The organism is Ruegeria sp. HKCCD6426, from assembly GCF_057221115.1.
Genome location: NZ_JBWVBF010000002.1, coordinates 249,047 through 275,999 on the forward strand (window position 1 = coordinate 249,047; position 26,953 = coordinate 275,999).

Sequence of the window (26,953 nt, forward strand, 5' to 3'; positions counted from 1 at the left end):
CATCCGCCTGTCGCGCAGGACGTTCCGTCACGACCGGAATTGACAAAGCACCGCCAAAGGCGCATGAAATTCCGTCATGACGGAAAGCACAGACGATATCCTGACACTTCTGCCCGCCCGCCTGAAAGAGGCGCGTCGCGCCAAGGGGCTGTCTCTTGAAGCCGTGGCCAATCTGAGCGGCGTGTCCCGGTCCATGGTCAGCCAGATCGAGCGCGGCGAAAGCAGCCCGACAATCTCGACCTTGTGGAACCTGACCCGAGCATTGCAGGTGGATTTTGCGGGCCTTTTGGAAGAAGGCAGCGGCACCGACCGGATTGAGGTTCTCAGGACATCCGAAGTGCCCAGCATCGACAATATGGGCCAGAACTGTCGAATTCGAATCCTATCCCCTCCGGAAGAAGCTGGCGGACACGAAGTCTATGACATTCGTTTTGATCAGAACGGCGCGTTGAACAGCCAACCCCATACAAGGGGCGCGCAGGAGCAGCTTACAGTCTTGGAGGGTTCGGTTCGGGTGACATCCGGATCAGCAGCCATGGACCTGAACCAAGGAGATACGGCCCGTTATGCAGCTGATGTGTTGCATTCGATTTCCTCAGAAGATGGCCCGGCCCGCGTTTTCCTGATCGTCAAAAACGCCTGATTTCGGCGAATTTCCGCCTTCACGGAAATTTTTCCGTAATTTTGCATGTCCCCTATTTGGGAAATGTATCCGTTATGTTAGATAAGCGACTCAAAGCAAGGAGATCGCCATGGCAGATGCATTCCTGTCCCACATCACGGACACTCTCGCGCAGATCGAAGCTGAAGGGCTTTATAAACGCGAACGAATGATCACCTCGCCTCAGGGCGGTGAGATTACTGTGGGCGACAAACAGGTGATCAACCTGTGCGCCAACAACTATCTGGGCCTTGCAGATCACCCAGCGCTGATTGACGCGGCCAAAGGTGCGATGGAGCCCAAAGGGTTCGGCATGGCCTCGGTTCGTTTCATCTGTGGAACGCAGGACATTCACCGTGAGCTGGAACAGCGACTGGCCAAATTCCTGAACAAGGATGATTCGATCCTTTTCGCCGCCTGTTTCGATGCCAATGGCGGGTTGTTTGAGCCCTTGTTAGGGCCTGATGACGCCATTATTTCGGACAGTCTGAACCACGCCTCGATCATCGACGGGGTGCGGCTGTGCAAGGCCAAACGCTATCGTTATCTGAACAACGACATGAACGACCTCGAAGCCTGGCTGAAACAGGCGCGCGAGGACGGGGCGCGTCATATCATGATCGCCACTGATGGCGTGTTTTCGATGGACGGCTATCTGGCCAACCTGCCAAGGATCCGGGAGTTGGCTGACAAATACGACGCCATCGTGATGGTCGATGATTGTCACGCGACCGGTTTCATGGGACCGAACGGCGCGGGTACGCCGGATCACTTCGGCATCGACGTGGATATTCTGACGGGAACCTTGGGCAAGGCACTTGGGGGGGCAATCGGCGGCTATATCGCCGGGCCGCAGCCAGTGATCGACCTGCTGCGGCAGCGGGCGCGGCCCTATCTGTTCTCAAATTCGCTGCCGCCCTCCATTGTCGCCGCCGGACTTGAGGCGATCCGACTGGTCGAAGAAGGCGACATGCTGCGCGCGCAATTGTTCGGTAACGCCAAATACTGGCGCGCAAGTTTGGAGAAGCTGGGCTTTGACCTGCTGCCCGGCGAGCATCCGATCATCCCGGTCATGCTGGGCGAAGCCACACTGGCGCAAGAAATGGCGTCACGGTTGTTTGATGAAGGCGTCTATGTCTCGGGCTTCTTCTTTCCGGTCGTCCCGCGCGGGCAGGCGCGAATCAGAACACAGATGAATGCGGCTCTGACCAAGGGCGAACTTGACCGTGCGCTAGCGGCCTTTGGCAAAGTCGGCAAGGAGTTGGGAGTGATCTGATGCGACCGAACACGATGAAGGCGCTTGAAAAATCCAAACCCGAAGAAGGGTTGTGGATGGTGCAGGCCCCAGTCCCCGAGATCAATCCGGATGAGGTTTTGATCCGCATAAACAAAACCGGCATTTGCGGCACTGACATCCATATCTGGAATTGGGACGACTGGGCTTCGGCGACAGTTCCGGTTCCGATGATCACCGGCCATGAATTTGCCGGTGAAATTGTCGAGATCGGGCGCAATGTCGCCGGGCTGGAAATCGGTCAGCGTTGCTCAGGTGAGGGACATCTGATCACCACCGACAGTCGACAGAGCCGGGCGGGAAAGTTTCACCTTGATCCCGGCACGCGCGGCATCGGGGTGAACGAACAGGGTGCTTTTGCACAATACCTGAAACTGCCCGCATTCAACGTGGTTCCCCTGCCCGATGATGTGCCAGATGAAATCGGCGCCATTCTTGATCCGCTGGGAAATGCCGTCCACACCGCGCTCAGCTTTGATCTGCTGGGTGAGGATGTGTTGATCACCGGCGCCGGGCCTATTGGCATCATGGCCGCGGCAGTTGCCCGCCACGCGGGGGCACGGCACGTCGTTATCACAGACATCAACCGGGACCGCCTCAAACTGGCGGAACACGTTGTCCCCAATCTGCGCGCAGTAGATGTAACCGACGAAGAGTTGCAGGACGTGATCGCCGAGCTGGGGATGAGAGAAGGTTTCGACGTGGGTCTGGAAATGTCCGGCTCGCAAGCCGCGCTGGATCAGATGGTCGAGGCCTTGGTCATGGGAGGCAAAATCGCCCTGCTAGGGATTCCACCCGGCAAATCTCCGGTCGATTGGAGCCGTATCGTGTTCAAAGCCATCACCATCAAGGGCGTTTATGGCCGCGAGATGTTCGAAACCTGGTACAAGATGATCGCCATGCTGCAGAACGGGCTGGATGTCAGCCGGGTCATCACTCATCGCTTTTCAGTCGATGACTTTGCCAAGGGCTTTAAGGCCATGAAATCCGGACTCTCCGGTAAGGTTGTTCTGGACTGGACCTAAGGCGCTGGAAAGTTGCAAAATTAGTCCCTACACAGGTGCAAAACGGCATTCGGGAGGGGTGACATGGGCGACAGCAACAAGGATGATCGCATTCTGGAACGGGGGATCGAGGACACTCTGGTCACCGATTTCGCTAAAACACATCGCAAAAGCTATGGCGATTTTTTGCAGCTCAAGACCTTGCTGAACCTGCAAAAGACGTTTCAAGACCCGGCGCAACCGGATGAGATGCTGTTTATCATCATCCATCAGGTCAGCGAGCTGTGGCTGAAGCTGATGCATCATCAGTTGGTCGAAGTCCGGCGTTTCCTGCAAGAGGATGATTTCGGTCCGGCAATGAAGAACCTTGACCGGATCAAAGCGATCCAGCGGCAGCTGATCGCCGCCTGGGAAACGTTACTGACCATGACACCCGCCGACTATATGACGTTCCGGCACGCCCTCGGCAATTCCTCGGGCTTTCAAAGTTATGGCTATCGTCAGATCGAGTTCATTCTGGGCAACAAGGACGCCTCGACCCTGAAAGTGCATGAACATGACCCTGAAGTCATGGAGATGCTGAATGCGGCGCTGACCAAGCCTTCGCTCTACGATGAAGTGTTGCGCATGTTGTCCCGGCAAGGCTTTGACGTGCCACGCGATTTGCTGGACCGGGACTTTGCACAGCCCTACTCCGGCGACCCGCGTGTGGTGAAAATCTGGGTCAAAGTGTTCCGCAACACGGAAGAACACTGGGATCTGTATGCCTTGGCCGAAAAATTGATGGATGTGGAATCTCTGTTTCAACGCTGGCGGTTCGATCATGCCACAGCAGTGGAGCGTGTGATCGGCATGCAACCCGGAACAGGTGGCTCCAGCGGGGTCGCGTTCCTGCGAAAAGCGCTGGAGTTGCGGTTCTTCCACGACCTCTACGACATGAGGACCGAATTGATGTACACGAAGCAGGATTGAACCATGCTGTACCGGGGATTCACCAAAGAAGAGCTGGATCAGGAATACGCGCCCAGTTCCATGGTGGGCGGTGATCTGACCCCATACATCGCCAGCTACGCAGCGCTCAGCGCCCAGTACCGCGCGCAGATGGAGGTTAAAGAGTACCTGTCATATGGCGATAACCCCGCGCATGTGCTCGATTTCTTTCCTGCGCTCACAGACAATGCGCCGCTGCATGTCTTCATTCACGGCGGGTATTGGCAGGCTCTCAGCCAGCGAGAATCTGCGATGATGGCCCCGGCCCTCGTCGAAAGCGGACAGGCCTTTGCAACATTAAACTATACGCTCGCCCCCGAGGCGCGTTTGGACCAGATGATCGGGGAATGCCGCGACGCGTTGCTGTGGCTGGCTTCGCAAGCCGAGGAGCTCGGATTCGATCCGTCACGGATCAGCCTTTCAGGACACAGCGCGGGCGGGCATCTGGCCGCCATGGTCATGGCAACCGCGTCGGACACACTGGCCCGCGCCGGGATTCGTGTTCGCGATGTGACCCTGATCAGCGGTGTATTCGATCTGGAACCGATCAGCCAGACCCCGGTGAACGACCCGCTGCAACTGACCCCGGTCGAGGTGCATGATCTCTCACCCAGTCTGCATTTACCTGCGCCCGGTCCGCGATACCGGGTGACAGTGGCAGAACGGGACACGCCAGAGTTTATTCGTCAAAGTCGGGATTATGCAGAACAGCTGCGCAAGGCCGGGCATTCAGTCAGTTTTGACTTGCAAAAGGGGATGCATCATTTCGACATCATCATGCACCCCGGTACATTTCTGCCCACTGTGCCTGCGTAAACACGTGGTCTCAATATGAAAACAGCGGCTCCAAGGAACCGCTGTTTTCTTCATTCGTTTCCGGATCAATCCAGCGTGCGAGTGACTTCTTCACGCTCGAATATCTCGATCACGTCGCCCTGACGGATATCGTCGTAGTTCTCGAAGGCCATACCGCATTCCTGACCCGACTGGACCTCAGCCACTTCGTCCTTGAAGCGCTTCAGCGTCTTCAGCGTGCCTTCGTGGATCACCACGTTGTCGCGCAGCAGGCGGACGCCTGCGGAACGACGGGCAACGCCTTCGGTAACCAGACAGCCAGCAACCTTGCCAACGCCAGTGACCTTGAAGACTTCGCGAATTTCGGCGTAACCGATGAACTTTTCGCGGATCTCGGCGCTCAGAAGGCCGGATGCGGCCGCTTTGACGTCGTCCACAAGATCGTAAATCACCGAGTAGTAGCGAATCTCGACACCCTTCTGGTTCGCGGTATTCCGTGCCGAAGCATTGGCACGAACGTTGAAGCCAAAGATCGGCGCACCGGAGGCTTCGGCAAGACCGACGTCTGTCTCGGTGATCGCACCAACGCCCGAGTGCAGCACGCGAACGCGTACTTCGTCGTTGCCGATCTTCTCCATCGCCTGAACGATGGCTTCGGCCGAACCCTGCACATCCGCTTTCATCAGAATCGGCAGCTCGGTGACGTTTTCGTCTTCCTTGGCTTTCTGCATCAACTGCTCAAGGGTTGTCGCGGCACCGGCGGCGGCGCGTTTGTCCTTGGCAGCTTGCTCACGGTAGGCGGCGATTTCGCGGGCCTGCGCTTCGGTCTCGGTCACGTTTAGAACGTCACCCGCTTCGGGCGTACCGTTGAGACCCAGAACCTCGACAGGAACCGACGGGCCAGCTTCTTTAACGCGCTCGCCCTTGTCGTTGATCAGCGCACGGACCTTACCGTACTGCTCACCCACAACGAAGATGTCGCCCTGGTGCAGGGTCCCGTTCTGAACCAGAACAGTGGCCACTGGACCGCGGCCCACATCCAGCTGCGCCTCGATCACAGCACCTTGTGCAGCGCGATTCGGGTTGGCTTTCAGCTCCAGAATCTCGGATTGCAGCGCAATGGCTTCCAGCAGCTCGTCCAGGCCCTGGCCAGTTACGGCCGAAACCTCGACGTCCTGAACTTCACCGGACATCTTCTCGACGATCACTTCGTGCTGCAGCAGGTCGGTGCGTACCTTGTCCGGGTTCGCATCGGGTTTGTCGATCTTGTTGATCGCCACGATCATCGGCACTTCGGCGGCCTTGGCGTGGTTGATCGCCTCAATCGTCTGCGGCATCACCGCGTCATCGGCGGCGACAACCAGAACCACGATATCCGTCACCTGAGCACCACGCGAGCGCATCGAGGTAAAGGCCGCGTGGCCAGGCGTATCCAGGAACGTCAGCGTTGCGCCGCCATCAGTCTGAACCTGATAGGCGCCGATATGCTGAGTGATGCCACCGGCCTCACCCGCGACAACACGCGCGTCGCGAATCGCGTCCAGCAGCGAGGTTTTGCCGTGGTCAACGTGACCCATGATGGTGATGACCGGCGGCCGCGGCTGCAAGTCTTTGTCGTCGTCTTCAACCTCTTTGATGACATCCTCGACGTCCGAATCAGAGACGCGGGTCACCTTGTGGCCGAATTCTTCGATGATCAGTTCGGCAGTATCGGCGTCGATGGTCTGGTTCTGTGTGACCATCATGCCCATGTTCATCAGCGATTTGACAACATCGGCCACGCGCTCGGCCATACGGTTGGCCAGTTCCGAAACCGTGATCGCTTCGGGCAGCTGAACGTCGCGGATCACCTTTTCCCGCTCGACCGTACCGCCCATCGCCTTCTGACGCGCACGCTCCTGCTTACGCTTCATCGCGGCCATCGAGCGTTGGCGATTGCCTTCGCCACCAGTGGCCTGACCAAGTGTCAGCTTACCCGACCGGCGGTTGTCATCGCGACCCTTGCGCGAGCCCCGCTGATCGCGTTCGCGATCCTGCTTACGCGGAGTGGCCGCCGGGGCCGGTTTGCTGGCAGGGCTGCGGGCGGGCTTGGGTTCTTCCGGTGCCGGGGCGGTTGCGGCGCGTTTGGCCGCTTCTTCAGCCTCTTTGCGCTTGCGTTCTTCCTCTTCGGCCTTCTGGCGTGCACGTTCTTCAGCTTCGCGCTGTTCGCGTTCCTTGGCCTCTTGCTCGGCACGTCGGCGGGCGCGCTCTTCTTCGCGCGCCTTTTCCTGTGCCTCACGGGCTGCGGCCTCTTCAGCCTCGCGCGCCTTGGCAGCCTGAAGCGCCTTCATCCGGCGCGCCATTTCGGCATCAGAGATACCTGCGGGACGACGCGAAGGATCACCCGATGGCGCAGCACCGCCTCCCGGCTTGCTGGCGCCCGGCTTGGGAACCACCACGCGCTTGCGTTTGGTTTCCACCACGACATTCTTGGTACGTCCGTGGCTGAAACTCTGTTTCACATTTCCGGGGCGTGCCCCGCCACGAAGACCCAATGTCTTTTTGCCGTCATTATCGCTCATAAAGCTTCTTACCCTTCCGCGCGGCCCTTGCCGCCGTCATCCGTTTCGCGCAAGCCATGCAGGCGCTGCGCTTCCTCTACAACACGTTTGGCGAGTCCGCCAGAGGCCAGCGCCGCATGAATCACGGTTTGGCGCCCAAATGCCTGTCCTAACTCGTCCGAAGTCAGCCAACCGATGTATTTGCCGAAGTGCGGCGTGCTCAGTTTGGACTTACCGCGCCCCGATCCGTCGGTAGCCTGAATCAGTACCTGAGCCTCTTCCCGGTCCAGCCACGCCTTGACCTTTTCGTAGCCGGCAACCGCATCGCCCGACTTGCGTGCCAGGCTCAGAAGTTCGATCACGCGGCGCGAGATCTGCCGCTCGACCTCATCAGCCAGATCCTTGGGCACAGTGACCTGTGCCTTGAACCCGCGCGCGAACAGTTTCTTGCCCACGGCCAGATCCAGCGCAGCGCGATCCGCCGCCACATAGACCCCGCGTCCCGGCAATTTCGCCGCGACATCCGGGTAGACCTGACCGTCCGGCCCCGTCACAAAGCGTATCAACCCATATTTAGGCTGAACTTCGCCCGTGGCGATGCATTTCCGCTCAGGTCCTTCGGACCGATCCTTATGGACGCCACCGCGACCCATTCGCGCCACCCGAGACCTGAGATCAGGCCTCGGCTTCCTCTTCAGCGGCTTCGCCTTCGGTTTCTTCCTCGGCCTGTTCCAACTCGGCCGGATCAACCCAACCCAGCATGATCCGCGCGGTCATCACCATGTCCTGAGCCTCTTCCAGTGTCACACCGAAAGGTTCCAGAACACCATCATCCTTGATGCGCTCACCATCGACCGTGGTCCAGCCCCCTGCCAGTTCCCAGTCGGCGCAGGTTGCGAAGTCTTCCAGCGTCTTCACATCGTCCTTGGCCAGTGCCTCAACCATTTGGGGTGTCAGGCCTTCGAATTCAATAAGACTGTCTTCGGCACCCAGCGCACGAGCGGCATCCAGCGCCGCTTTGGCTTGCGCTTCCAGGAATTCACGCGCCCGGGTCTGTAGCTCTTGCGCGGTGCCTTCGTCGACGCCGTCAATCACCAGCAGTTCATCGATTTCCACATAGGCAACCTCTTCGAGGTTGGTGAAACCTTCGGAAACCAGCAGCTGGGCAAAGAATTCGTCCAGATCAAGGCTCTCCATGAACAGCTGGGTGCGGGCTTCGAATTCTTTCTGACGGCGAGCCGATTCTTCGGCTTCGGTCATGATATCGATGTCCAGATTGGTCAGCTGGCTGGCGAGACGCACGTTCTGACCACGGCGACCGATGGCGAGGCTCAGTTGCTCTTCGGGAACCACAACTTCGATCTTGCCGGCTTCCTCGTCCAGAACAACCTTGGAAACCTCGGCGGGCTGCAGCGCGTTCACCAGGAAAGTCGGCTGATCTTCGTTCCACGGGATGATGTCGATTTTCTCACCCTGCAGCTCATTCACAACGGCCTGCACGCGGCTGCCGCGCATACCAACGCAGGCACCGACGGGGTCAATCGAACCATCGTAAGAGATCACGGCGATCTTGGCGCGCGAACCGGGGTCACGGGCGACGGCCTTGACTTCGATGATGCCGTCATAGATTTCCGGCACTTCCATCTTGAACAGTTCGGCCATGAATTCCGGCGCGGTACGCGACAGGAAGATCTGGTGGCCGCGAACCTCACGGCGGACTTCCTTGATATACGCGCGCACACGGTCATTGGGGCGATAGCTTTCGCGGCCGATCTTGTCGTTGCGGCGCAGAACGGCCTCGGCACCGCCCAGGTCAACGATGACGTTGCCGAATTCCTCGCGTTTGACTGCACCGTTGATGATGGTGCCCGCACGATCCTTGAATTCTTCGTACTGACGATCGCGCTCGGCCTCACGGACCTTTTGCAGAATCACCTGCTTGGCGGACTGAGCGGCGATGCGGCCCATTTCGACCGGCGGCACTTCTTCAACGAAAACGTCGCCGACTTCGGGCGTTTCCATATACTGCTTGGCCTGCTCGACGGTCATCTCGGCCTGATAGTTCTCAAGCTCTTCATCCTCGACCACGGTACGAACGCGAGTGAACGTCGCCTTGCCGGTCTTGCGGTCGATCGACACGCGGATGTCCATCTCGGCTCCGTAACGGCTCTTGGCGGCACGGGCGAGCGATTCTTCCATCGCTTCGACAACCAGACCGGGGTCGATCATCTTTTCGCGGGCCACGGCCTCGGCGGTCTGCAGCAGCTCCAGCTGGTTGGCTGAGGTGATTGCCATCAGTTCGTCTCCTCTTCGGACCCTTCGGTCTCAATCTCGTCGAAAGCGTTTTCGTTCAAGGCACCGGCATCTTTTCGCTGGCGCAGCATTTCTTTGATCAGATCATCGGTCAGGACCAGCTTGGCGTCGCTCAGCCAGTCGAATTGCAAACCGATGGTTATCGTCTCGTCCCCTTCTTGGAGGTTGATCAGAACCTCGTCCCCTTCGATGCCCGCCAGCTCACCCTTGAAGCGGCGGCGGCCGTCGATCAGTTCCGAGGTTTCCAGCTTGGCCTCATACCCTTCGAACATCTCGAAATCCTTGAGACGGGTCAGAGGGCGGTCGATACCCGGGCTGGACACTTCCAGCGTATAGGCGTCGAGGATCGGGTCCTCGACATCCAGCGTGGCGCTGACCGCATTCGAGATTTCGGCGCAATCATCCACTTCGATTCCGCCATCGGGCTTATCGGCCATGATCTGCATGGTGGTCTGCTTGCCGCTCATCAGGCGGATACGGACCAATTCAAACCCCAGATCCTCAATCACGGGGGTGATGATCTCGGCCAGTCTCCGGTCGATGGCTGCTTTGGCTATCAGGTCGTTTGTCATCTGGTGCTCTACCCTTCAAACGGGCACAAAAAAACGGGCGCGCGGCCCGTCGATCTTTTCCGGTGGAGCCCCGGACCTTAGCCCGACACGCCGCTGTTGAAACTGCATATACGCAGGATGATCCGAATCTGCAAGACGAATGTCCGATATTGTTGCCGCTGACACTTATTCTGCGTCTGACCAACCTTCATCACGATGCGTCCCATCACAGAAAGGCTTGTTTCCCGACTTGCCGCATCGACACAGGACATACTTACTTTGACACGCCCCTTTCGCCTTCAGTTCGGCGGGCGGTTCGACACCCAGGACCCAATAAGGGCCATCTTTCTGCACCTCGATCTGTGCACGGTCCGCATGCAGATGTTCCCGGGATTCATCATCCCCCAAGGCCAACGCACCCGACGGGCAGGCCGATACGACCTCGCGCACCTCGTCGATGGTTCCTTGATCAGGTTGAACCCAGGGCTTTTGCGATGGGTTAAAAATGTTGGCGGCCAGCCGCCCGCATTCCGCCGCATGCGAGCACAACAATGGATTGAAACTTACGGTTACGGAGTCGCCACGATACCCGATTATCCGATCTGGCCCCGCCGGAGTCCCACCGCGGCTTTCGAAGTCAACCTTCGCATGTGTTCCGTCGCAAAACGGTTTGTTTGCAGAATGCCCGCAGCGGCACAGCGCCATAACCTGTTTGACTTCGATTTCCCTTCCGGCGGCATCGCGCATCGAGTGAAGGTGTTTGACAATCAGTGGGCCGTTTTCACGTTCTTCGATCGTAGTTGTATCGGACATGTGAACATTCTCCCCTCAAAGGGTCAGCGTAGAGAAGCGCACCTGCTTGTCAAATTTCAAACACCTGCCTCAGACAAGCCACCATCTTTCGGCCAGGCGTCCGTCGTCCAACGCGGCGCCTTTTGCGATTTGGCGGGGCATGCCGACATTGGATGCGACGGCCAGCGCCAAATTCGCCTCGGACGGGTGATACCGCAACCCCCGCGTTCCGCGCAGATCGCTTGCGTCAGGAAAGGCGGCAAGGTCCACATAACCGTCCCGCAACGCCTCGGCCCGAACATGAGCATCTGGGATCACGATTACCTCGATCGCATCAACCCATCCTGCCTGGCCATCCTTGTAATGACCCGCAACCCTGCGCCCCAGGAAATGGCGCGTGTCCTCGGCCCGTTCGACCCGATAACAGCCGGTTCCATTCGCCTCGGACAAAGGCGATACGCCTTGCCCCGTACGGGTGATAACAAATCGGTTGTCAGCCAGCAGGAACGGAAGACCCGGATTCGCCTCGGCAAGTTCCAGACGCACGCTATTGGATGACAGGGCTTCGGCTTTCCCGACCTCGGACAGAACAGCCAGAACGTCGCGGATATCCAAGGCCGCCCCATCGTGAAACAGTACGTCGTCCCGTAGGCCAAATTTCCATACGCGCGCCACCGAGTCAGTTTCCCAGCTCGTCGCCAGTTCCCCACGCAGAGTTCCGTCGGCCGCAATCTCGGTCAGCGTATCGTACACCGCGCCCCGTGCGACCTGCTCCAGACTATCATCCCGTGGCACGGCCAAACGCAGCGTACCACCCGGTTTTGGCGTATCGGCCAGGGACGCGCCCGTCGCCGCCAGCAACGCGGCAGCGGCACCCGAGGCGAACAAGGCACGACGATCGATCCGGTTCATGCTACGCCCTCCGCCACACGATCCATGATACGCACCAATTCGGAACTGATACCCGGTTCGGACAACGCGTGCCCCGCATGGCGCACCAATTTCAACTCGGCATTCGGCCAGCGATCCGACAAGTTCCATGCGGCCTGCGGTGGGCAGATCATGTCATATCGTCCCTGCACGATATGCCCGGGGATATGCGCGATTCGGTCCATTTGGTCCAGAATCTGACCATCCTGTTCGAGAAATCCACCATTGATGAAATAATGGTTTTCAAGCCGCGCAAAAGTGCGCGCGTATTCGCCCGGACTTTCCCCAATCGCCCCGTTGGTATGAATCGAAGCCAATGAGTTTTCCCAATGCGACCACGCGCGGGCATAGAGAATCTCGGTCGCGCGGTCTCCGGAAAACAGACGTTTGTTATAGGCGGATATCGTGTCGGACAATTCGGCCTCAGGCAGCAACGAGGTGAATTTCGCCCATTGCTCGGGCCAGAACCTGCCTGCTCCGCCGCCGTAGAACCAATTCAGCTCGGCCTGCGTCATCAGAAACACACCGCGCAGCACCAGACGGCTGACGCGGTCCGGATGCGTCTGAGCATAGATCAGGGCCAGCGTTGCACCCCAGCTACCGCCAAAAGCAATCCATTCTTCAATATCGAACAAGTTGCGCAGCCGTTCGATATCCGCAACCAGGTGCCAGGTCGTATTGTCCTGAATCGACGCGGTCGGTTGTGACCTTCCGCACCCGCGCTGATCAAACAGAATCACCCGATACACACGCGGGTCGAAATACCGCCGCATGGCCGGGCTGCATCCACCACCAGGGCCGCCGTGCAGAACGACAACAGGAATACCATCAGGATTTCCGCATTGTTCCACATAGATACGGTGCCCGTCGCCCATATCGACCATTCGCTGATCGAACGGGTCGGTCGGCGGGTAAAGATATTGAACTGCGCGCTTTTGGTCCGGGTACTTGTCCATTATGGGCCTATATAGTCCTTAAGCGTAAAAGAGCACACGGAGACAGGAATGCAAGCGCATCCGAACACGGTCGACCCGTCCGAGATCGCAAAATTCGAAGCGATGGCCGCCGAATGGTGGGATCCGCATGGGAAATTCAAGCCCCTGCACATGATGAATCCCTGTCGCCTGGATTATATCACACAGCAAATCGCCGGTGAATTTGACCGTGATTTGAAGGCTCCGAAACCGTTCGAAGGGCTGCGTTTACTGGATATCGGCTGCGGCGGCGGGTTGCTGAGCGAACCCATGGCCCGGCTGGGAGCTAAGGTCGTGGGGGCAGACGCCGCCGAAGGTAACCTACCAGTGGCACGTATCCATGCGGAACAGTCCGGTCTGGACATCAACTACCGTCACACCACTGCCGAGGACATGGCAGCCGCAGGCGAGCAATTCGACGTGGTGCTGAACATGGAAGTGGTCGAGCATGTTGCCGACCCGTTGGGTTTTCTGACAGCGTCGCAGCAATTGCTGAAACCGGGCGGCTTGCTGATCTGTTCCACCATCAACCGCAACCCGAAATCCTATGCGATGGCCATCTTCGGGGCCGAGGTCGTCATGCGCTGGCTGCCGCGCGGCACGCATGAATGGAACAAGTTCATCACTCCAGATGAGCTATTCGACCTGCTGCGCCAGGCCGGGCTGGAGCCGGTAGACCGCAAGGGATTTGTGTTCAACCCGATCCTGTGGAGCTGGTCGATCTCGGACCGGGATTTAAGCGTGAATTATGTGACGGCGAGTGTGAAGCCGGGGTAGGATGGGTTTTTAACCCATCATTACGACGACAAGCCGGACGCTATGGGTGCAAGCACCCGTCCAACGCTTACTCACTTTCGTAGTTCCGTTTTGAAATCAAACGGGCTGATCAATTGTTGATCAAGATCAGCGTCTATTGGTTTAAGCCACTCATTGTAAGTCGGTAGCCATCGCAAAACCGATTCTATCCCCCCCGTCAACGGTTCCTTCGTGGCTTGGATCGTCAACCTGCGTAGTTCATAGCCGGCATCAAATCTGTCAGCAAGTTCGTCAGGGTTTACCAGTTGAATAGAAGTTGGGTCTTCGATGTTCTCGAACGTAACCATTCGCGGCCATAAGTTCGGAGGAACATCGAGGGGTTTAGTCTGCCCCTCCACTTCACGAATGGCATCTTTGAACCCGGGAACGTTCTTGGATTCGCTCCGCATGGTCAGCCAAATCAACCGACCGGCTCCCTCGTCAAGCAATGCGAACAGATATCGCCCGCCCAGATCAGCCACGACGGCCTCACCAGTGATACCAATATCGCCAAAATCCATGCCACCAAGCCAATCAATCGGGGCTCTAACATCTACCCTGGTAACACTCGACGCGGTCACGGGACCGTCAGGCGTATCAAAGTACAGCACCATTTTCTGATGCCAGTCCGCTCTTTTAGCGCAACCTGTCAACAGAACGGCCATGACGGCGAATATGACTATGTAAAATCTCAATTAGCTTCTTCCCGCCATGGTTGATCCCCAGCTTGATCAAATCAATCAAATGGAAGAAACTCTACTCCCCCTCAAGCTGCAACCGCAAATCCCGCAGCACGGGCAGGGTGCTGCGGACCCGCTCCAGCCCCAGCTCTCCGACCACCTGATTGATCAGCGGCGCGATGGAGGAGATCGCCTGATCCCGCGCGCGGCGACCGGCGGGGCTGATCGCGACCATCTTGCGGCGGGCGTCGTCCCAGTCGGGGCGGATATGGATGTATCCGGCCCATTCCAGCTTGGCCAAAGTGTTGGTCATCGCACCACGGGTGACATGAAACGTGCTGGCCAATTGCGCCGGACTACGTTCGTTGCCCACAAAGGCTAGATGATTCAGCACTGAAAAATGCGAGATTTCCATACCTTTGGGCAGCACGCGGCTTAGCCGGTTGCGCAATAACTGATCGGCGGTCAGGATCTCGCTGAACAGCGTGACCGCAATGGCATTGGTATCGTCTGTCATGGTCCGGTTCTGGATCAGGGTCCGTCAAAGGAACGGGTATGCGTCAGCGAAGGTATACGCCGACGCGCCTCTGTCACAGAACTATCATCCAAATCGAAAATGTGAATGCCCGGATCGGTCCCTGCGTCGATCAGCACCTCTCCCCACGGGGCCACGACCATGCCGTGACCATAGGTATAACGCGTCTTTCCGCGGGTCTTGGGGTGTTCCCCGGTCTGGGCCGGGGCAATTACCCAACATCCATTTTCGATAGCCCGCGCCCGCAACAGCGATTCCCAATGCGCCGCGCCCGTGACCGGCGAAAACGCAGACGGAACTGTCAGGATTCGCGCACCAGCCTGCGCCAAAGCCGCATAAAGGTGCGGAAAACGAATATCATAGCAGATGGACAGTCCAACCCTACCGAATTCTGTCTCAGCTACGACTGCCCTGCTACCGGGTCGGTAGTTTTTCGATTCGCGGAACGACTCGGCCTCGGTGACCTGAACGTCGAACATGTGGATCTTGTCATACCGGGCCACGATCTGCCCCTGACGGTCGATCATGAAGGATCGGTTGGCAAAGCGACCGTCCGCGTCATGGGTTTTGATCGCAAGCGAGCCGATCGCCAACCAGACACCAAGCTCTGCCGCCTGTTCGCGCAGGCCAGCCAGCGTAAGATCATCCTCTTCATGCTGTAACACTTCGCGCTGCCGTGTCGTGCTGGTCGAAACGCAGTTCGTGACCTCAGGCGTCAGGATAAAGCGTGCGCCCAGCCCGGCTGCCTCGGCCATCATGGCGCGCACCATTTCCAGGTTCCGGGTCGGATCGTCCGACGAGGTGATCTGCAGCAGCGCGCTTTTCATCAGGCCGCCAACAGGTTGTCCAGCTTGCCTTGGCGCTCCAACTCATAAAGATCGTCACAACCGCCCACATGCGTTGTGCCGATAAATATCTGCGGCACGGTGCGTTTGCCTCCGGCGCGTTGGATCATTTCCGGCTTGCGTTTGGGATGCATCAGCACGTCGACTTCCGAAAACTCGACACCCTTCTGTTTCAGCAAGCGTTTGGCCGCGTGGCAAAAGCCGCATAGCGGCGAGGTATAGATTTCAACCGACTTCATTTTCCGTCCCTTCGGGTTTCGCGCAATCTTCCGCGAATTAGGCATCCTTGGCAACGCGCGCCAGTGCCAACACGAAAATATGATTTGCCCCCGCTGCCTGACAGGCACGCGCACAGGCCGCCAGCGTTGCGCCAGACGTCATCACATCATCCACCAGCAGCACATCACGCCCCTGAAGCCTGCCCTGCCGCTTTGGGTGAACCGCGATCGCGCCTTTCAGGACTTCGGCACGCTGTATTGCGGTTTTACCGTCCAGAACAGGCGTTTTAACACGGCGAATCAAAAGATCAGGGCAGGTTTCGATTCCGGTTTCGCGCCCCAGACGTTGTGCCAGCAATGCGGATTGGTTGTATCGGCGCTTTACCAACCGAGACCAATGCAAGGGAACTGGAACGACCAACATATCATCCCGGAACAAATCCCGCCCGGCCTGCGCCATCCAACGGGCGGCAGGGCGCGCCAGCTCCGGTCGGTCGCCGTGCTTCAAAGCCAGGATCAAGGACCGTGCGCGCCCGCTATAAAGAAGCGCTGCACGCCCGCTCTGCCATGGGCGCGGCGATCTCATGCAGTCATCACATTCGATCCGATGACCATCAGCCAAACCCGGCAATGGCACCCCGCAGCTTTCGCAGACAACGCCACCGACAAACGGAGTTTCGCGCCAACACATGCCGCATAGCCCGAAATCCGACTCTGTCAGTTCCTCGCATCCCAGACAGCGTGGCGGATAGATCAGCTGAACAACGGTTTGAATCCGATGCCACATGCGATAGTTGCGGCCTATGAAATTGCCTGTCTCCAATACACTCTCTCTGTTTGACCGCAGGGCCCTTGTCCAGCACCGCGCTCGAGCGACGGACAACGCGCTGTTCCTGCATCGCGCCGCCGTGGACGAAGTGCAGGATCGACTCTCCTTGGTTAACAAAACCTTTACAGAGCCTGCGATCGTATCTCCCTTTCCGCAGGCTTGGAGCAACGTCCTGCCGGGCGCCAAAATTGTTGCGGATGACGACGTGCTGGCTCTGACATCAGCGGCACATGATCTGGTGATCCATGCTATGGCTCTGCATTGCGCCAATGATCCCGTTGGACAGCTGATCCAGTGTCACCGCGCCCTGCGGCCTGACGGGTTGCTGCTGGTGGTCTGTCTGGGCGGCGAGACCCTGCATGAACTGCGCGCAGCTCTGGGGCAGGCCGAGATTGAGGTTTCTGGCGGTCTCAGCCCCCGCGTCGCGCCCATGGCTGAACTTCGCGATATGGGCGGTCTGCTGCAACGGGCCGGGCTGGCCTTGCCAGTGGCGGATTCTGTGCCACTAACAGCCGAATACCGTGACCTTTGGCATTTGATGCGGGACTTACGCGCGATGGGTGAAACCAATACTCTGTCTGCGCGCCTAAAACGATTTACGGCGCATTCGGTATTCGAAACGGCACAACAGATTTACGAGTCGCATTTCACAGCCCCTTCGGGCCGTCTGACGGCCACGTTCGAGTTGATCTGCCTGACCGGTTGGTCACCCGATGCCAGCCAACCCAAACCGTTACGCCCGGGATCAGCCAAGATGCGCCTTGCTGATGCCTTGCGCACAGACGAGGGCAAACTGCCCGATTGACGACCCGCCGATTCCCGTTATCTCAGGCCGAAACAGAAAAGCCAGGAAGCCCGACATGTCTGACGCCACCCGCCCCGCGAACGCGCACGCCGAACACCCCAAGGTTAAAATGGGACGTGTGGGCGTTCTGTTGGCCAATCTGGGGACTCCGGATGACTATTCCTATTGGCCAATGCGGCGCTACCTGAACGAATTTCTGTCAGATCGCCGTGTGATCGACTACCCGGCGTGGAAATGGCAACCAATTCTGCAGGGCATCATCCTGACCAAACGGCCTTTCAGCTCGGGCGAGGCGTACAAATCGATCTGGAACCATGACAAGGGCGAAAGCCCGCTAATGACCATCACCAAGGATCAGTCGGCCAAGCTGCGCCAAGGTATGAAAACACGATACGGAGATAGGGTCTTGGTGGATTTCTGTATGCGCTATGGCAATCCATCGACGAAATCCAAAGTCCGGAAAATGGTGGCCGAAGGCTGCGACCGTATCCTATTTTTCCCGCTTTATCCGCAGTACGCTGGCGCCACGACGGCCACTGCCAACGATCAGTTCTTTCGCGCCCTGATGGAAGAGACCTGGCAACCCGCAAGCCGCACAGTGCCCGCCTATTTCGACGAACCAGCCTATATCGACGCATTGGCGCAGTCTGTCGAGCACGCTTACGCTACTATGGACACTAAACCGGATATTCTGGTCTGTTCTTACCACGGGATGCCCGAGCGCTATTTGCAACAAGGCGATCCCTATCATTGCCAATGCGTGAAGACCTCTCGTTTGTTGAAGGAACGCCTTGGATGGACGGATGATCACCTTGTCTCGACTTTCCAATCGCGGTTTGGCCCCGAAGAGTGGCTGAAGCCTTACACGGTAGACCACGTGGCTGAACTGGCGCGACAAGGAAAGAAGAACATTGCCGTTATCGCCCCGGCCTTTTCAGCCGATTGCATCGAGACGCTGGAAGAGATCAATGAAGAGATCAAAGAAAGCTTTGAAGAAGCCGGAGGTGAAACATTCACCTACATCCCATGTCTGAACGACGAAGATGCGCATATCGCAGCACTATGCAAAGTGATCGAAGATAACCTAAAAGGTTGGATGGATTGAACCTATTCTCCGATCAGACATAAAAGAAGGCGGTGGATTTCTCCACCGCCTTTTTGTCGATGAGTCTCGTCGACTTAGCTTGCTGCAACAGCTGCGGCAACAACGACCAACAGGATCAGCGGCAGGACGATGCCCTGCGACGAACCCTGAGTTTCTTCGACAACAACAGGTGCTTCAACAACCGGCTCTTCCAGGTTGCCAGCATATGCGGTCGAAGCAGCAGCTGTCAGAGCAGCAGCGAGAACGAGTTTCTTCATATTAACCTCCAGAATTTGCGCGATTCCCAATAGCGAAACCGCACATCTAAGACTTACCTCGTGAGTTTTTCTAATCAGCTATCCCCATGGATTGCAATTGCAACTTGCGCCGCAGGCGGCTTCGTGCGCGAAAGTGTCGTCAAATAAGCAACACTTGCGTGCCCACCTTCGTCATTGAGAACAGCTCGGCGATATCATCGTTGAAAAGCCCGATGCAGCCATTGGACGACCGGCGACCGATTTTGCGTGTATCGTGCGTGCCGTGGATGCGGTAATACTTCCAGCTCAGATATAAGGCGTGCGTTCCCAATGGGTTATCCGGTCCCGGTGGAATGTAGTCCGGCCATTCCGGGTTTCTTTTCTTCATCGAAGGAGTCGGCGACCAGCTTGGCCCCTCGACTTTGCGGATTACGCTGGTCCGTCCGCGACGCGTCAATTCCTCGGTCAGCGGTACCGATGATGGGTACAGCTTGTAGACGGACTGATCATCTGACCAATAATGCAGCGCTCTTGAGACCGTATCGACCAGAATCGCGCCGTTTCTGGTGTTCGAAAAGTACGGTTCCCAGTTCAGCGCCCGGAATCCTGAGACATTACGGCGCACCTCTGGCTCAGGTTCCGGAGCAGGGCGCAAGGGATCACCCGGAATGTATTGCGCCAAAGCCGGCGAAGCCAGACCAGCCGCAGCAGCCGCGATAAATCCGCGGCGCGTTGGTGAAAATATGCGCTTTTTGACCATGACGGACGGTCCTTTGTTATGTTCAGATACTAAATCCGGGTCATTTTATGGCCAGAATGCTTCAGTCGCAAATCAAACCGGCAGAATCATGCAAGGTTGCCCCATTGCACGTTTGCTCCGAGCGCTCAGGCGGGCTATTCCCGGTATCGACACAAAAATTAGGCCAACCATGACGCGTATTTTTACCTTACTCTTGATTTGTTTTGCCGCTTTGGCCGCCTGTACCGATTCGCGCGCGCCCTCCCTTGGCTCCGACGGTCGGCCTCTGCCTACGGTCTACAAGATTCGCGGGAACCCCGAAAAACTCCAATTCCGTATGCTTGATTCGGTCAATGCACTGCGTCAAGCGCAGGGATTGCAGCCCGTTCAGTTGAATGCCCAGTTGAACGCGGCGGCTGCCACGCACTCAAAGGACATGGCCCGGCAAAATCGCCCATGGCACTTTGGCTCGGACGGATCGTCCCCGTTGGACCGGGCGACCCGTGTGGGGTATTTCGGGACGTTCCTGGGCGAAGCGATTTCGGAAACCTATGAGACGGAAACCGAAACGCTGGCGGCATGGATGCAGGAGCCAGGCCCTCGGGCTGTCATTTTGGACCCCAAGGCAACACAGATGGGGTTTTCCTGGCATCAGGAAGGTGGCGGCAAGATCTGGTGGACGCTCGAAATGGGCACCGGCGGCTGATCATTCTGATCAGTTGAACGACAAAGCCCCCGAAACTCGGGGGCTTTTTTGTTTTCGGACCCTTTCCTTCGGCGGTCAGGCCGCTTGCATGGATTGGGCTTCTGTCAGAATCGCGTACAGTTTGACTGGGTCAGGGTTGGCCCTCAACTTAGCGCAGACCGTAGGTTCGCGGAGCGTTCGTGACACCAGCGCAAGCGCCTTGAGGTGATCGACACCGGCCTCTTCTGGCGCAAACAGCGAAAATGCCAGATCCACCGGCTGTCGGTCTACCGATCCGAAGTCCAGCGGCTTCTCCAAAAGCACAAAAACACCAGCAACTGATTCCAACTCAGAAAGTCGCGCATGCGGCAGAGCCACGCCATGGCCAACACCCGTTGGGCCCAGGCTTTCGCGTTCCAGCAGGCTGTCAACAATAGTCTGCGCATTTAACCCGAGGGTCGCCGCGCCAACGTCGCCGATTTCCTGAAACAGTCGCTTCTTGCTAGAAGCAGCAGACAATACACGCACTGCTTCGGGCTTAAGTATGCTCGAAAGCTCCATGGTCACGCTCCTGGGCTAAGCCCCCGCAATTGGCGAGGGCATGCCACTTATCCTTGCCTGTTACGGATCGATCCAGCCGATATTGCCGTCATCGCGACGGTATACGACATTCAACCCATCCTTGTTCTCATTCCGGAACACCAGCACTGGGGCGCCCGCAAGCTCCATCTGCATAACAGCTTCGCCAACACTCAGCGATGGGATCTTGGTTTCCATCTCAGCCACAATCATGGGCTGCAATGAGTCGGGTTCGGCTGCCGTCTCAGATTCGTCCGAGGCGAGGATATATGAGGACGCGCCAAAGAGTTCAACAGGCTCGGACCGATCCTTGTGGTGGTCCTTCAAGCGACGCTTGTAACGGCGCAACTGTGTTTCCATTTTGTCGCAGCATGCCTCAAACGCCGCGTAAATTTCGGTTGCGTGGGCTTTGGCCTGGGCGGTTAGGCCTGTCGACAGATGTACGGTGGTTTCGCATACATATTCATGCGCCGAACGGGAAAAGACGACGTTGGCATCCGTTGGTCGCTGGGCATATTTGCCAACGGCTTCGCCCAACTCGGTCTGCACGTGAGTCTGCAGCGCCGCGCCGATGTCGATCTGTTTTCCGCTGATTTGGTAACGCATGTGATCTCCTTCACAATTCACACCCATTCTGACGCCGCGATACGCGACTGACTTCTTTTTATCGGGTGGGGGGTAGCGACATTATTTGCGGTAGTCTCCGAATCGGCCCTTCGAAGAAGGGACATCGAGATCCAGACTGGAACCGAAGAAATGCCATAAACCAATTGAGCCAAGAGCCGAGGGAAGAGTCAATCAAAACAGGTGTGTATATACGCGATTTCCGGCATGCGCTCGGCGCAATTCTGCGCAAGCCTATGAAATACGGAAATTTTCGCCCAGATAAACACGCCGCACGTTTTCGTTTTCGACCACTTCATCGGGGGTACCTGACATCAGAACCTGCCCATCGTGCAGGATATAGGCGCGATCCACAATTTCCAGCGTTTCCCGTACGTTATGGTCCGTGATCAGTACACCGATTCCACGCTTCTTCAAATCGGCAACCAAATGACGGATGTCACCCACGCTGATTGGATCAACGCCCGCAAATGGCTCGTCCAGCAGCAGATATTTCGGGTCAGCGGCCAGACAGCGGGCAATTTCCACCCGACGGCGTTCCCCTCCCGACAACGCGAGTGCCGGCGCGCGGCGCAGATGCTCGATCGAGAAATCCGACAACAGTTCTTCCAGCCGTTCCTTGCGGCGATGAGCATGCTTGACGGTAATGTCCAGAACGGCTGCAATGTTGTCTTCTACGCTCATGCCGCGGAAGATCGACATTTCCTGCGGAAGATACCCGATCCCAAGGCGAGCCCGGCGATACATCGGCAGCGTCGTGACATTCTGACCGTCAATCGTGACAGTTCCCGCCTCAGGAAAGACCAGTCCCGCAACCGAGTAGAAAGTCGTCGTTTTGCCCGAACCGTTCGGCCCCAGCAAAGCCACGACTTCGGATCGATCCAACGTCATGGATACGTCCCGAATGACCGTTTTTTTCTTATAGGACTTGCGCAGCTTTTCGATCTTGAGACCGGAAGAGCCCTCGGCAATGGACAGGTTCGGCCGATTCATCAATTGCCACTCGGTTGCAAAATAGTTTTGACCCGACCCGTCATTGTAGCCGTGCCGTCGGTCAGATTCGCAACCATCTGATCGCCGCTGATAATGCTGGGGCCCTGCGTCAGCAAAACGTTGCCATTCATCCTGATCACACCGGAATCAATAGTATATTCCGCCCGGTCGCCTTCTGCCGCGTCAGGGGGGTTGACCAGAACCACATTCTCAGTCGCCTCGAGCCGCTGGATGGCCGAGCGTTCCTCATTGTAGATGACCATAACCCGCTCGGCTGTCAGACGCATCTCTCCCTGAATAACGATGACGCTGCCCAGAAACTCGGCCGTTCCGTCCTCTTGATTCACGTTCAGAGTTTCGGAGGTGACCTCGACGGGTAATGTGGGGTCCGCCTTCACCGCCCCGAAGGCTACTTGCGCTTCCTGCGCCGATGCGGGAACGGCTGCACTTGCCAAAGCGATGCAAATTGAGGCTACACGTAAATCAAACACAGGTTATCTTTCAGCTTTCTGCGGCTCGTATATCAGCTTCACACCGTCTGTAAAAAGAATATGGACCGACCCGCCTTCTTTTTGTGTTCCGAAAACCATACGCCCGGCAGTGAAATCACCGATCGGACCGGTTCCATCGACCTGCCCGGGCGTGTCGCCACGGATTTCCTCCAGCGAGGTGTTTAGCAAATCCGTCGTTACGCGGATACCATCGGTTGTGGTTATCACCACATCTCCGACGAATGTCGCCGTTCCTTTGTCCGGGCGGATCAATCCCGAGTTGGAGTCCAGTGTGATGACGCCACCATTGCTCAACCCGAAACGCCCCCGAAATTCCGAAGCGGTCGGCGCGGAACCTTCACTGCCTTGTGTGGCGCGGCGGGCCTCGACCTGCACCTCTTCGCCTTTGCTGGTTACCCCTTTGTAATTGGGACGTGTGACCGCCTGATTGGCTAGCCTCTCGTCGATCGCCTCGCGGGAAAACGGTACCGATACATTGGTTTCGATGCTGCGCGACAGAAGAAAAACTGTCGACAGCAGAATGATCGCCGTCAGCGGCAGCACCACCTTGAGGAATTGCACCCATCTGGAATGGCGATCCACGGCAGCCCCCTCAGCCCAACCCGACGCGCAAGCAGTCGTGAATGTGCAACAAGCCTTGCGCCCGTCCCAATTCATCTGCATCGGCGACGAACAGTGACGTGATCTTACGATCATTCATGATCGCCACAGCCTCTTCGGCCAGCGCACCCGGGGGGATGGTGGTTGGATTCTCGGTCATGACCTGTTCTGTGGTCTTTTCCAGCAAACCATCCATGTGACGCCGCAAGTCACCATCGGTGATGATTCCGACCAAATTCCCCTGCGCATCCGTGACCCCCGCCACGCCAAATCCTTTTTGGCTGATCTCGATCAGGGCATCGCTCATGGGCGTATGTGCTGCCACCAGGGGCAGTGCGGCACCAGAGTGCATCAGGTCTCGCACCGTGCTCAACCGCGCTCCCAGCTTGCCGCCGGGATGGAAGGCACGAAAATCCTCAGGCTGGAAACCGCGGTATTTCATCAGCGCAATCGCCAACGCGTCGCCCATCGCCAATGTCAGTGTGGTCGAGATCGAAGGCACCATGCCGAAACCGCAAGCTTCGCCCATCGAAGGGATCAGCAGATGCACATCTGCTTGCTTCATCAGCGTACTTTCGGGCTTGCTGGACAGGCCGATCAATGGAATGCCGAAGCGACGAGTGAATGCCAGCAGATTGGCCAGTTCCGGCGCCTCGCCCGAGTTCGAGATGGCCAGCACCACATCGCCATTTGAGACCATGCCCAAATCGCCATGGCTGGCTTCGGCCGGGTGCACGAAATAGGCCGGGGTTCCCGTACTGGCCAGCGTAGCTGCAATCTTGTGCCCAATGTGACCGGACTTGCCGATGCCGCTGATGATGATGCGGCCAGTTGCCTGCAAGATCAATTGAACAGCTTCGGCAAAATTCTCATCGAGACTCTCGGCCAGAACGTCCAATGCTCGAGCTTCGTCGGTAACGACCTGCTTTGCGGTCGTCAGGAATGCTTCGGTATCAGTCATGAGTGCGCAAAAATATCCGTTTCTGGCCATCCGGCGAGGTCAAGCTTCGCACGCATCGGCAGGAAATCAAAACAGGCCTGTGCCATCTCGGTACGGCCTTCGCGGTCGAGACGGGCATTCAGCCCGTCGCGCAGACGGTGCAGGTAAAGGACGTCGGACGCAGCATAGTCCAGCTGCGCCTCAGTCAGAGCTTCAGCCCCCCAATCGCTCATCTGCTGCTGCTTCGAGATATCGATGCCCAGCAGTTCCTGACACAGGTTCTTCAACCCATGCCTGTCGGTGTAGGTGCGCACTAGGCGGCTGGCGATCTTGGTGCAATAAACCGGTGCCGCCAGAGCGCCGAAAGCATGGTACATGGCGGCGATGTCGAAACGGCCAAAGTGGAACAGTTTCAGCACGTTGGGATTTTCCAGCATGGCACACAGGTTGGGCGCCGCTGCCTGCCCCTTTTCCACCTGAACGATATGGCTGTTGCCGTCGCCGCCCGACATCTGAATGACGCACAGGCGGTCCCGGTGCGGGTTGAGCCCCATGGTTTCACAATCAATGGCCACAACTGGGCCCAGATCCAGCCCGTCGGGCAGGTCGTTCTTGTACAAATGGTTCGCCACGGAAATTTCCTTTGTGCACTGTCGCCCCCGAGATAGGAGGTTTGTCGATCAAACTCAACGCCGTCCGGCCAAGGAACAGAGGCAGGTACCGTAATCTTGACAATAACCCCTAGGGGGGGATAGGGATATATATGGCTGAATACACTCATCAATCCCACCCGCAGGTCACCGCACGACTGAAACGGGCTCACGGGCACCTGGCCAAGGTTCTCGCGATGCTGGAAGATCACGCGCCCTGCGCAGATATCGCACAGCAACTTTTTGCGGTGGAAAAAGCCATCACCAATGCAAAACGCGTCCTGATTCACGATCACATTGACCATTGCCTGACCTCGGATTCCGTGGGCGAAGGCATTGAGAACTTCAAATCCATTACAAAGTACCTCTGACCAATGTTCCGCGTTCTCAAAAACCGGGTGTATCGACACCTTCTGGCCGCGCAGGTTGTAGCGCTGACCGGAACCGGACTGGCAACTGTCGCGCTCGGCCTACTCGCCTATGATCTGGCAGGGGATGCCGCCGGTCTGGTGCTGGGCACAGCGCTGACCATCAAAATGGTGGCTTATGTTACCATCGCTCCGCTCGCCGCTGCCTTTGCCGAACAGTTGGATCGCCGCAGGATGTTGGTGGCTCTGGATCTGGTGCGTGCCGCGGTGGCCCTGTGCCTGCCCTTCGTCACCGAGGTCTGGCAGGTTTACGTGCTGATTTTCGTACTGCAATCGGCATCAGCGGGATTCACACCCACCTTTCAGGCCACCATCCCCGACGTCCTGACGGACGAACGGGATTATACCAAAGCCCTGTCCCTGTCGCGTCTGGCCTATGATCTGGAAAGCCTGCTTAGCCCGATGCTGGCGGCGGCTTTGCTGTTGCTGGTCAGTTTCGACAGTTTGTTCTGGGGCACCAGCTTCGGGTTTGTTGCTTCGGCAGTTCTTGTCGTTTCAGTCGCGCTGCCTTCACCCAAACCGGGCAAGCGTCGCGGTATTTACGACCGGACGACAAGAGGCATACGCATCTACCTGAAAACGCCCCGGCTGCGCGGACTTCTTGCGCTTAGCTGGAGTGCGGCCGCGCTCAGTGCGATGGTCATCGTCAACACGGTGGTCATCGTCCGCAGCGATCTGGGCCTGTCCGAAAGCGCCGTAGCCATCGCGCTGGCCGGGTTTGGAGGGGGTTCAATGCTCGCCGCCTTCGCGCTACCGCCCCTGCTGGACCGGTTCGAGGATCGCAAAGTCATGATCGCCGGAGCCGCGTTGGGCACGGCCACAATGGCCAGCGCAGCATTATCGACGGCTATTGCGCCGCTGTCGCTTGGCCTTCTGACAGTGTTCTGGGCCTGTACCGGGTTCGGATATTCAGCGACGCTGACCCCTTCAGGCCGGTTGCTGACGCGATCGTCGCAACCCGAAGACCGACCCGCTCTCTTCGCCGCCCAGTTCACCTTGTCTCACGGATGCTGGTTGGTATTGTACCCTCTGGCCGGGGGGCTGATGACCGGCCTCGGCAGTACAGCAGCGCTGGCATGGATGACGACATGTTCGATCATGGGGCTGGTTGTGGCCCTTGTCATCTGGCCGCGCAATGATCATGGCCCGGTGGCACATGAACACCCTGAACTTCCACGTGATCACCCGCACATCGCGGGCGACGGATCGCACTCTCACCCGATCGTCATCGACGATCTGCACCCGCGGTTCCCGCACAAGCCTTGAGCCTGGTTCACCAAACTGCTCTAACCGGTAGCAAATCCTGCCCGG

Annotated in this window: 32 protein-coding genes; 11 read left to right on the plus strand and 21 right to left on the minus strand. The window is 57.8% G+C overall.

All coding sequences use genetic code 11. The features are described from left to right. The first annotated feature begins 76 nt into the window (after nt 1-76). The 5 genes from AC2TDA_RS05890 (at nt 77) to AC2TDA_RS05910 (ending at nt 4,765) form a co-directional block, all read left to right on the plus strand. Complete coding sequence (locus AC2TDA_RS05890; RefSeq protein ID WP_480877960.1) at nt 77-643, plus strand: helix-turn-helix domain-containing protein; 567 nt, start codon at nt 77-79, stop codon at nt 641-643. A 109-nt stretch (nt 644-752) separates the two neighbouring features. Continuing rightward, complete coding sequence (locus AC2TDA_RS05895) at nt 753-1,937, plus strand: glycine C-acetyltransferase (protein WP_480877958.1); 1,185 nt, start codon at nt 753-755, stop codon at nt 1,935-1,937. A 14-nt stretch (nt 1,938-1,951) separates the two neighbouring features. Beyond that, on the plus strand, nt 1,952-2,980 hold the full coding sequence (tdh, locus tag AC2TDA_RS05900; RefSeq protein WP_480878114.1) for an L-threonine 3-dehydrogenase: 1,029 nt from the start codon (nt 1,952-1,954) through the stop codon (nt 2,978-2,980). Between the two features lie 63 nt (nt 2,981-3,043). Then, nucleotides 3,044-3,931 carry a tryptophan 2,3-dioxygenase gene (locus tag AC2TDA_RS05905; protein WP_480877956.1) on the plus strand — a complete coding sequence of 296 codons (888 nt, stop codon included), beginning with the start codon at nt 3,044-3,046 and terminating at the stop codon, nt 3,929-3,931. Between the two features lie 3 nt (nt 3,932-3,934). Next, entirely contained in the window at nt 3,935-4,765 is an 831-nt protein-coding gene (locus AC2TDA_RS05910; protein ID WP_480877954.1) for an alpha/beta hydrolase, read from the plus strand. A gap of 65 nt (nt 4,766-4,830) precedes the next feature. Here AC2TDA_RS05910 and infB read toward each other — a convergent pair whose 3' ends face one another. The 7 genes from infB to pip form a co-directional block, all read right to left on the minus strand. Then, nucleotides 4,831-7,305 (minus strand): translation initiation factor IF-2, encoded by a 2,475-nt coding sequence (gene infB, locus AC2TDA_RS05915; RefSeq protein WP_480877951.1) that lies wholly within the window; start codon nt 7,303-7,305, stop codon nt 4,831-4,833. An 8-nt stretch (nt 7,306-7,313) separates the two neighbouring features. Beyond that, nucleotides 7,314-7,937: an RNA-binding protein gene (locus AC2TDA_RS05920; RefSeq protein ID WP_480877949.1), complete on the minus strand. Its 624-nt coding sequence runs from the start codon at nt 7,935-7,937 to the stop codon at nt 7,314-7,316. 22 nt (nt 7,938-7,959) lie between these two features. Continuing rightward, entirely contained in the window at nt 7,960-9,579 is a 1,620-nt protein-coding gene (nusA, locus tag AC2TDA_RS05925; RefSeq protein ID WP_480877947.1) for a transcription termination factor NusA, read from the minus strand. Next, the gene (rimP, locus tag AC2TDA_RS05930) at nt 9,579-10,169 is read right to left on the minus strand and encodes a ribosome maturation factor RimP (RefSeq protein WP_480877944.1); all 591 of its coding nucleotides are present in this window, start codon (nt 10,167-10,169) and stop codon (nt 9,579-9,581) included. The genes nusA and rimP overlap by 1 nt, the downstream gene beginning before the upstream one ends. A 165-nt stretch (nt 10,170-10,334) precedes the next feature. Further along, nucleotides 10,335-10,961, minus strand: a complete 627-nt coding sequence (locus AC2TDA_RS05935; RefSeq protein ID WP_480844767.1) for a CDGSH iron-sulfur domain-containing protein — start codon at nt 10,959-10,961, stop codon at nt 10,335-10,337. Nucleotides 10,962-11,030: 69 nt separating this feature from the next. Continuing rightward, the gene (locus AC2TDA_RS05940; RefSeq protein ID WP_480844768.1) at nt 11,031-11,852 is read right to left on the minus strand and encodes an ABC transporter substrate-binding protein; all 822 of its coding nucleotides are present in this window, start codon (nt 11,850-11,852) and stop codon (nt 11,031-11,033) included. Further along, nucleotides 11,849-12,826, minus strand: a complete 978-nt coding sequence (gene pip / locus AC2TDA_RS05945; RefSeq protein ID WP_480844769.1) for a prolyl aminopeptidase — start codon at nt 12,824-12,826, stop codon at nt 11,849-11,851. The genes AC2TDA_RS05940 and pip overlap by 4 nt, the downstream gene beginning before the upstream one ends. 48 nt (nt 12,827-12,874) lie before the next feature. Between pip and ubiG the strand changes: the two genes are divergently transcribed. Beyond that, nucleotides 12,875-13,621 carry a bifunctional 2-polyprenyl-6-hydroxyphenol methylase/3-demethylubiquinol 3-O-methyltransferase UbiG gene (gene ubiG, locus AC2TDA_RS05950; protein ID WP_480877942.1) on the plus strand — a complete coding sequence of 249 codons (747 nt, stop codon included), beginning with the start codon at nt 12,875-12,877 and terminating at the stop codon, nt 13,619-13,621. Between the two features lie 71 nt (nt 13,622-13,692). Here the strand turns inward: ubiG and AC2TDA_RS05955 are convergent, their stop codons facing one another. The 5 genes from AC2TDA_RS05955 to AC2TDA_RS05975 all read right to left on the minus strand — a co-directional run bounded on the left by AC2TDA_RS05955 (nt 13,693) and on the right by AC2TDA_RS05975 (nt 16,704). Continuing rightward, complete coding sequence (locus AC2TDA_RS05955) at nt 13,693-14,304, minus strand: hypothetical protein (RefSeq protein ID WP_480877940.1); 612 nt, start codon at nt 14,302-14,304, stop codon at nt 13,693-13,695. 91 nt (nt 14,305-14,395) lie between these two features. Then, nucleotides 14,396-14,836: a MarR family winged helix-turn-helix transcriptional regulator gene (locus AC2TDA_RS05960; RefSeq protein WP_480844772.1), complete on the minus strand. Its 441-nt coding sequence runs from the start codon at nt 14,834-14,836 to the stop codon at nt 14,396-14,398. Between the two features lie 14 nt (nt 14,837-14,850). Continuing rightward, on the minus strand, nt 14,851-15,681 hold the full coding sequence (locus AC2TDA_RS05965) for a carbon-nitrogen hydrolase family protein (protein WP_480877938.1): 831 nt from the start codon (nt 15,679-15,681) through the stop codon (nt 14,851-14,853). Next, nucleotides 15,681-15,938 (minus strand): glutaredoxin 3, encoded by a 258-nt coding sequence (grxC, locus tag AC2TDA_RS05970; RefSeq protein ID WP_480877936.1) that lies wholly within the window; start codon nt 15,936-15,938, stop codon nt 15,681-15,683. Before grxC ends, AC2TDA_RS05965 begins: the two co-directional genes overlap by 1 nt. A gap of 37 nt (nt 15,939-15,975) precedes the next feature. Continuing rightward, entirely contained in the window at nt 15,976-16,704 is a 729-nt protein-coding gene (locus tag AC2TDA_RS05975; protein WP_480878112.1) for a double zinc ribbon domain-containing protein, read from the minus strand. Between the two features lie 16 nt (nt 16,705-16,720). On the opposite strand from AC2TDA_RS05975, the gene AC2TDA_RS05980 reads away from it, so the two are divergent. Continuing rightward, nucleotides 16,721-17,551: a class I SAM-dependent methyltransferase gene (locus tag AC2TDA_RS05980; protein ID WP_480877935.1), complete on the plus strand. Its 831-nt coding sequence runs from the start codon at nt 16,721-16,723 to the stop codon at nt 17,549-17,551. Nucleotides 17,552-17,606: 55 nt separating this feature from the next. Beyond that, nucleotides 17,607-18,656: a ferrochelatase gene (gene hemH, locus AC2TDA_RS05985; RefSeq protein ID WP_480877933.1), complete on the plus strand. Its 1,050-nt coding sequence runs from the start codon at nt 17,607-17,609 to the stop codon at nt 18,654-18,656. A gap of 74 nt (nt 18,657-18,730) precedes the next feature. Here the strand turns inward: hemH and AC2TDA_RS05990 are convergent, their stop codons facing one another. Next, complete coding sequence (locus AC2TDA_RS05990; protein ID WP_480844778.1) at nt 18,731-18,913, minus strand: hypothetical protein; 183 nt, start codon at nt 18,911-18,913, stop codon at nt 18,731-18,733. Nucleotides 18,914-19,052: 139 nt separating this feature from the next. Then, entirely contained in the window at nt 19,053-19,652 is a 600-nt protein-coding gene (locus AC2TDA_RS05995) for a L,D-transpeptidase (RefSeq protein WP_480844780.1), read from the minus strand. Nucleotides 19,653-19,821: 169 nt separating this feature from the next. Here AC2TDA_RS05995 and dalA point away from each other — a divergent pair, with 169 nt between their 5' ends. Next, nucleotides 19,822-20,337, plus strand: a complete 516-nt coding sequence (gene dalA, locus AC2TDA_RS06000) for a divisome-associated lipoprotein DalA (protein ID WP_480844782.1) — start codon at nt 19,822-19,824, stop codon at nt 20,335-20,337. A 75-nt stretch (nt 20,338-20,412) separates the two neighbouring features. Here dalA and AC2TDA_RS06005 read toward each other — a convergent pair whose 3' ends face one another. From AC2TDA_RS06005 to AC2TDA_RS06035, 7 genes are all read right to left on the minus strand, one after another. Continuing rightward, nucleotides 20,413-20,877: a PTS sugar transporter subunit IIA gene (locus AC2TDA_RS06005; protein WP_480844784.1), complete on the minus strand. Its 465-nt coding sequence runs from the start codon at nt 20,875-20,877 to the stop codon at nt 20,413-20,415. Nucleotides 20,878-20,937: 60 nt separating this feature from the next. Then, a complete protein-coding gene (gene hpf, locus AC2TDA_RS06010) occupies nt 20,938-21,501 on the minus strand; it encodes a ribosome hibernation-promoting factor, HPF/YfiA family (protein WP_480844786.1) in 564 nt (187 codons plus the stop codon). A 252-nt stretch (nt 21,502-21,753) separates the two neighbouring features. Beyond that, nucleotides 21,754-22,512 (minus strand): LPS export ABC transporter ATP-binding protein, encoded by a 759-nt coding sequence (gene lptB, locus AC2TDA_RS06015; RefSeq protein WP_480844787.1) that lies wholly within the window; start codon nt 22,510-22,512, stop codon nt 21,754-21,756. Then, a complete protein-coding gene (locus AC2TDA_RS06020) occupies nt 22,512-23,003 on the minus strand; it encodes an LptA/OstA family protein (protein WP_480844789.1) in 492 nt (163 codons plus the stop codon). Before AC2TDA_RS06020 ends, lptB begins: the two co-directional genes overlap by 1 nt. Nucleotides 23,004-23,006: 3 nt before the next feature. Further along, the gene (locus tag AC2TDA_RS06025; RefSeq protein ID WP_480844791.1) at nt 23,007-23,606 is read right to left on the minus strand and encodes an LPS export ABC transporter periplasmic protein LptC; all 600 of its coding nucleotides are present in this window, start codon (nt 23,604-23,606) and stop codon (nt 23,007-23,009) included. Nucleotides 23,607-23,616: 10 nt separating this feature from the next. Next, nucleotides 23,617-24,585, minus strand: coding sequence for a KpsF/GutQ family sugar-phosphate isomerase (locus AC2TDA_RS06030; RefSeq protein WP_480877931.1), 969 nt, complete (start codon nt 24,583-24,585; stop codon nt 23,617-23,619). Continuing rightward, nucleotides 24,582-25,196, minus strand: coding sequence for a ribonuclease D (locus AC2TDA_RS06035; protein WP_480877929.1), 615 nt, complete (start codon nt 25,194-25,196; stop codon nt 24,582-24,584). Before AC2TDA_RS06035 ends, AC2TDA_RS06030 begins: the two co-directional genes overlap by 4 nt. Nucleotides 25,197-25,327: 131 nt before the next feature. Here AC2TDA_RS06035 and AC2TDA_RS06040 point away from each other — a divergent pair, with 131 nt between their 5' ends. Together AC2TDA_RS06040 and AC2TDA_RS06045 are read left to right on the plus strand one after the other, a co-directional pair. Then, the gene (locus tag AC2TDA_RS06040; protein ID WP_480844796.1) at nt 25,328-25,585 is read left to right on the plus strand and encodes a metal-sensing transcriptional repressor; all 258 of its coding nucleotides are present in this window, start codon (nt 25,328-25,330) and stop codon (nt 25,583-25,585) included. Nucleotides 25,586-25,588: 3 nt separating this feature from the next. Then, nucleotides 25,589-26,908, plus strand: a complete 1,320-nt coding sequence (locus tag AC2TDA_RS06045; RefSeq protein WP_480877927.1) for an MFS transporter — start codon at nt 25,589-25,591, stop codon at nt 26,906-26,908. Nucleotides 26,909-26,953: the final 45 nt, after the last annotated feature.

Excerpts from the sequence above, each read along its gene's own strand:
- AC2TDA_RS06030 (WP_480877931.1), bottom strand. The coding sequence starts at position 24,585 with ATGACTGATACCGAAGCATTCCTGACGACCGCAAAGCAGGTCGTTACC.
- hemH (WP_480877933.1), top strand. The coding sequence starts at position 17,607 with ATGTCTGACGCCACCCGCCCCGCGAACGCGCACGCCGAACACCCCAAG.
- AC2TDA_RS06045 (WP_480877927.1), top strand. The coding sequence starts at position 25,589 with ATGTTCCGCGTTCTCAAAAACCGGGTGTATCGACACCTTCTGGCCGCG.
- tdh (WP_480878114.1), top strand. The coding sequence starts at position 1,952 with ATGAAGGCGCTTGAAAAATCCAAACCCGAAGAAGGGTTGTGGATGGTG.
- dalA (WP_480844782.1), top strand. The coding sequence starts at position 19,822 with ATGACGCGTATTTTTACCTTACTCTTGATTTGTTTTGCCGCTTTGGCC.
- grxC (WP_480877936.1), bottom strand. The coding sequence starts at position 15,938 with ATGAAGTCGGTTGAAATCTATACCTCGCCGCTATGCGGCTTTTGCCAC.
- AC2TDA_RS05960 (WP_480844772.1), bottom strand. The coding sequence starts at position 14,836 with ATGACAGACGATACCAATGCCATTGCGGTCACGCTGTTCAGCGAGATC.
- rimP (WP_480877944.1), bottom strand. The coding sequence starts at position 10,169 with ATGACAAACGACCTGATAGCCAAAGCAGCCATCGACCGGAGACTGGCC.
- AC2TDA_RS06005 (WP_480844784.1), bottom strand. The coding sequence starts at position 20,877 with ATGGAGCTTTCGAGCATACTTAAGCCCGAAGCAGTGCGTGTATTGTCT.
- AC2TDA_RS05895 (WP_480877958.1), top strand. The coding sequence starts at position 753 with ATGGCAGATGCATTCCTGTCCCACATCACGGACACTCTCGCGCAGATC.
- AC2TDA_RS05990 (WP_480844778.1), bottom strand. The coding sequence starts at position 18,913 with ATGAAGAAACTCGTTCTCGCTGCTGCTCTGACAGCTGCTGCTTCGACC.
- AC2TDA_RS05890 (WP_480877960.1), top strand. The coding sequence starts at position 77 with ATGACGGAAAGCACAGACGATATCCTGACACTTCTGCCCGCCCGCCTG.
- lptB (WP_480844787.1), bottom strand. The coding sequence starts at position 22,512 with ATGAATCGGCCGAACCTGTCCATTGCCGAGGGCTCTTCCGGTCTCAAG.
- AC2TDA_RS05965 (WP_480877938.1), bottom strand. The coding sequence starts at position 15,681 with ATGAAAAGCGCGCTGCTGCAGATCACCTCGTCGGACGATCCGACCCGG.
- AC2TDA_RS05980 (WP_480877935.1), top strand. The coding sequence starts at position 16,721 with ATGAAATTGCCTGTCTCCAATACACTCTCTCTGTTTGACCGCAGGGCC.
- pip (WP_480844769.1), bottom strand. The coding sequence starts at position 12,826 with ATGGACAAGTACCCGGACCAAAAGCGCGCAGTTCAATATCTTTACCCG.
- AC2TDA_RS05905 (WP_480877956.1), top strand. The coding sequence starts at position 3,044 with ATGGGCGACAGCAACAAGGATGATCGCATTCTGGAACGGGGGATCGAG.
- AC2TDA_RS05910 (WP_480877954.1), top strand. The coding sequence starts at position 3,935 with ATGCTGTACCGGGGATTCACCAAAGAAGAGCTGGATCAGGAATACGCG.
- nusA (WP_480877947.1), bottom strand. The coding sequence starts at position 9,579 with ATGGCAATCACCTCAGCCAACCAGCTGGAGCTGCTGCAGACCGCCGAG.
- ubiG (WP_480877942.1), top strand. The coding sequence starts at position 12,875 with ATGCAAGCGCATCCGAACACGGTCGACCCGTCCGAGATCGCAAAATTC.
- AC2TDA_RS05920 (WP_480877949.1), bottom strand. The coding sequence starts at position 7,937 with ATGGGTCGCGGTGGCGTCCATAAGGATCGGTCCGAAGGACCTGAGCGG.
- AC2TDA_RS05955 (WP_480877940.1), bottom strand. The coding sequence starts at position 14,304 with ATGGCCGTTCTGTTGACAGGTTGCGCTAAAAGAGCGGACTGGCATCAG.
- AC2TDA_RS05935 (WP_480844767.1), bottom strand. The coding sequence starts at position 10,961 with ATGTCCGATACAACTACGATCGAAGAACGTGAAAACGGCCCACTGATT.
- AC2TDA_RS05975 (WP_480878112.1), bottom strand. The coding sequence starts at position 16,704 with ATGTGGCATCGGATTCAAACCGTTGTTCAGCTGATCTATCCGCCACGC.
- AC2TDA_RS05995 (WP_480844780.1), bottom strand. The coding sequence starts at position 19,652 with ATGGTCAAAAAGCGCATATTTTCACCAACGCGCCGCGGATTTATCGCG.
- AC2TDA_RS06040 (WP_480844796.1), top strand. The coding sequence starts at position 25,328 with ATGGCTGAATACACTCATCAATCCCACCCGCAGGTCACCGCACGACTG.
- infB (WP_480877951.1), bottom strand. The coding sequence starts at position 7,305 with ATGAGCGATAATGACGGCAAAAAGACATTGGGTCTTCGTGGCGGGGCA.
- AC2TDA_RS05940 (WP_480844768.1), bottom strand. The coding sequence starts at position 11,852 with ATGAACCGGATCGATCGTCGTGCCTTGTTCGCCTCGGGTGCCGCTGCC.
- hpf (WP_480844786.1), bottom strand. The coding sequence starts at position 21,501 with ATGCGTTACCAAATCAGCGGAAAACAGATCGACATCGGCGCGGCGCTG.